Source organism: Peptostreptococcus sp., assembly GCF_977045075.1.
In genome coordinates this window covers 1-3516 of record NZ_CDRRTB010000116.1, presented here as the reverse complement: position 1 = coordinate 3516, position 3516 = coordinate 1, and the positions used below count along the sequence as shown (strand labels likewise).

Genomic DNA, 3516 nt, shown 5'->3' with positions numbered 1-3516 from the left:
GGCTTTGTGAAAATGAATGGAAAATGGGAAGCCAGACCACATAAGGACTCAATAAACAGATTCAAGAGAAAGCTCAAGAAACTAACATATCGTTCGTGGTCAGTGTCTATGGACTACAGGATACTGAGACTAAATCAGGTGATAAGAGGATGGATAAACTATTTTAGAATAGGTAAGATGAAACAAAATATGACTAAAATAGACAAACATCTTCGTAATCGTATGAGGATAGTTATATGGAAACAATGGAAAACTAACAAGAAAAGGATGTGGGGACTAAGGAAGCTAGGTGTACCAGAATGGATGGCGAGACAATCCGTAGGATTTACAGACCATTATCAGGCGGTAGCAAAAACAGCGGGGCTTCGCAAGATAACAAAAGAAATCCTCGCAAAGCGAGGACTCATTAGTTGTTTAGATTACTATTTGAATTGAACCGCGGAGTGCCGAACGGCACGCTCCGTGGTGTGAGAGGGAGGAGAAAGTCCTCCCTACTCGATTATTCATGAATGATTGCTAATATAACCTTAGGTACAGAAAATTAAAATTTCTGATATTTGTCCCAAAAGTATAGAAAGGTGTCCCGATTTGTGATATAATAATAAAGAGGAGGTATGACAATATGAAAAAACAAAATGTTTTGAATTTAATAAAATACCATGTGGAAAGGAATGAAAATTCCTTTAGAAATGAGGCGATATCAATAGCAAGATATTTTGATAGCATAGGAGATTATCAGTTATCTGAATATATTATGGGGTTAATATCTGAATCAAATTTATATTCACCACAAAGTAGTGATTTTGAAAGTGAGTTTTTAAAACAAGTAGAAATAAGAAATTTAGAGGCTTTAAATTTACCACTTGAAATAACAGAAGACATAAAAGGTATTATTAACGCTGTAAACCATAATGTTGGTATTAATAAATTTTTATTTGAAGGATTACCGGGAAGTGGAAAAACAGAAGCGGCCAAAAATGTTGCAAGATTATTGGATAGATCTCTTTATAGGGTGGATTTTGAAAACTTGATAGATAGCAAGTTGGGACAGACTAATAAAAACATAATAAAAGTATTTAGAGAAATAAATATGCTTCCAAATGCAAATAAGGTTGTGGTTTTATTTGATGAAATTGATGTTATTGCTCTGGATAGAATTAATTCTAATGATATTAGAGAGATGGGAAGAGTAACATCTACAATTTTAAGAGAATTGGATAGATTGACAGACCTTAATAAAGAGATTGTACTTATTGCAACAACTAATCTATATTTAAATTTTGATAAAGCATTAATTAGGAGATTTGATGCTGTTATTAATTTCAATAGGTATAGCGATGAGGATTTAATAGAAGTTGCCGAATATTGTTTTTCTTCATTTATCAAGAATTTTAAAGGAATATCCAAGGATACAAGATTATTTAAAAAAATATTGAAGACAGCAAAGAAAATACCTTATCCTGGAGAATTAAAAAACATTATAAAAACATCACTTGCATTTAGCGATGTTGGTTCTGAGTATGATTATCTGAAAAGATTATACAATAGTTTGATAGGGAGTTTGGATCAAAAGGATATAAAACAACTTCATGAAGAAGGATTTACTGTAAGAGAAATAGAAAAATTAAAAGGGGAGTCTAAAAGTGCTGTATCAAGAAAATTAAAGAAGGAGGAATTAGGCAGTGAATAATGTCTTGGAATTAAGAGGTAAACGCTTTGTGCAAGCCAGTAAAAATGGTATGCGTGGAGGTATATCTATGAATGGGAAAATGGAAGTCAATACAGATCATTTATTAAGATTAAGATCTCAGCTAATCCAGATTAAAGAATTCTGGGATAAAGAAACAAAGCCGTTTGAAGGTATTTTGGTTAGTGTTTATTACAATAAGATTGTTGCGAAAAGTAACCGAATTGCTGGACTTTTTAAAGGGGCGGATTCTAATGAAGCAATTGTTGGAGCAAAATTTAATAGAGATAAGAGTAAACACATCATCACATATTTTCTTGATGAGTATGATTTGACTAAAAGCATAGAGTTGATCACAGATACTTCAAATATATTGACTCAAAAATTTGAGGGTAAGATCAACAAGGATATATTTAAAGATAAAAATATTGTTAATCCAATAATTTTTAAAGATTTTTCTGTAAGTATGTCTACATTTAAACAGGTGATTGCAGATGTATCATATATTGATTCTTTTGAGGTAGAGTTGCCTACGATAGATGTAAAACAGAGCATTATAACTTTGTATGATGTAAGAAAAGATGCAAAATTATTATTTGAAAGATTAGGGATAGATATTTTAAGTAGTAGGATTTTAGATAATCAAACTGTTTACTTAGATGAAAAGCAGGTAGAACTACTTTTCGAAAAAGCACCTTATCTTGTTTCAATGGCAACCGTTGATTTGTCAAGTTTATCACCTGATTATTTTATCGATGAGTATCAAACAAAAATGGTAACTATACCATCCCCAACTATTGAACCTACAATTGGGGTGATAGATACCTTATTCGATGAAAATGTTTATTTTAGCGATTGGGTTGAATATCATGATATGGTCTCAGAAGATATACCAAAAAATCCAAAAGATTATAGTCATGGGACAGCAGTATCTTCCATTATTGTTGATGGAGCAAGATTAAATCCTTGGTTGGATGATGGTTGCGGAAGGTTTAAAGTTAGGCATTTTGGAGTAGCGGTAGGTGCTGAATTTTCTTCATTTTCAATAATAAAGAAAATAAAGAGTATTGTAGTAAATAATTCAGATATAAAAGTTTGGAATATTTCACTTGGTAGTAATCAGGAAATTAATGACAACTTTATTTCTGCTGAAGCCGCAACATTAGATAAAATTCAGTTCGATAACAATGTATTATTTGTTGTGGCAGGAACAAATAAACCAAGTACAGATATAGTAAAAATAGGATCTCCGGCAGATTCTGTTAATAGCATAGTTGTAAATTCAGTTAGTAAGAATGGTCTGTCTACTAAATATGCTCGCAAAGGATTAGTATTATCTTTCTTTGCAAAGCCTGATGTGAGCTATTATGGTGGTAGTGAAGAAGAGTACATTAGGGTTTGTGAACCTTTAGGGGCTGCGAGTGTTGCCGGTACTTCTTATGCTGCACCTTGGATTGCGAGGAAATTATCTTATTTAATTGATGTGTTGGGGCTTAATAGAGAAGTTGCAAAAGCCATGATTATTGATGCTGCAAGAGGTTGGGATGAAAAACCGACTCCTGAAGAAGTTGCTTTATATGGGCACGGAGTTGTACCAATTCATATAAACGATATTATTCAAACAAAAGATGATGAAATAAAATTTGTGGTATCAGACGTTAGTGAAAAATGGAATACTTATAGCTACGATTTTCCGGTGCCTCTAAAGGATAACAAGTATCCATATATTGCAAAGGCTACTATGTGTTATTTTCCATTGTGTGATAGATTGCAGGGTGTTGACTATACAAATACAGAATTGAATTTGCATTTTGGGCGAATAGGGGATG

3 protein-coding genes are annotated in these 3516 nt (G+C 32.5%); all 3 read left to right on the top strand.

All coding sequences use genetic code 11. The features are described 5' to 3' along the window. Positions 1 to 435, top strand: a 435-nt coding sequence (locus ACW6OJ_RS07660) for a group II intron maturase-specific domain-containing protein (RefSeq protein ID WP_456096226.1), incomplete at its 5' end; no start/stop codon positions are given. Between the two features lie 187 nt (positions 436 to 622). Continuing rightward, positions 623 to 1690 (top strand): AAA family ATPase, encoded by a 1068-nt coding sequence (locus ACW6OJ_RS07655; RefSeq protein ID WP_456096225.1) that lies wholly within the window; start codon positions 623 to 625, stop codon positions 1688 to 1690. Continuing rightward, the coding region (locus ACW6OJ_RS07650; protein WP_456096224.1) for a S8 family peptidase at positions 1683 to 3516 on the top strand (1834 nt) is incomplete at its 3' end. The genes ACW6OJ_RS07655 and ACW6OJ_RS07650, both read left to right, overlap by 8 nt.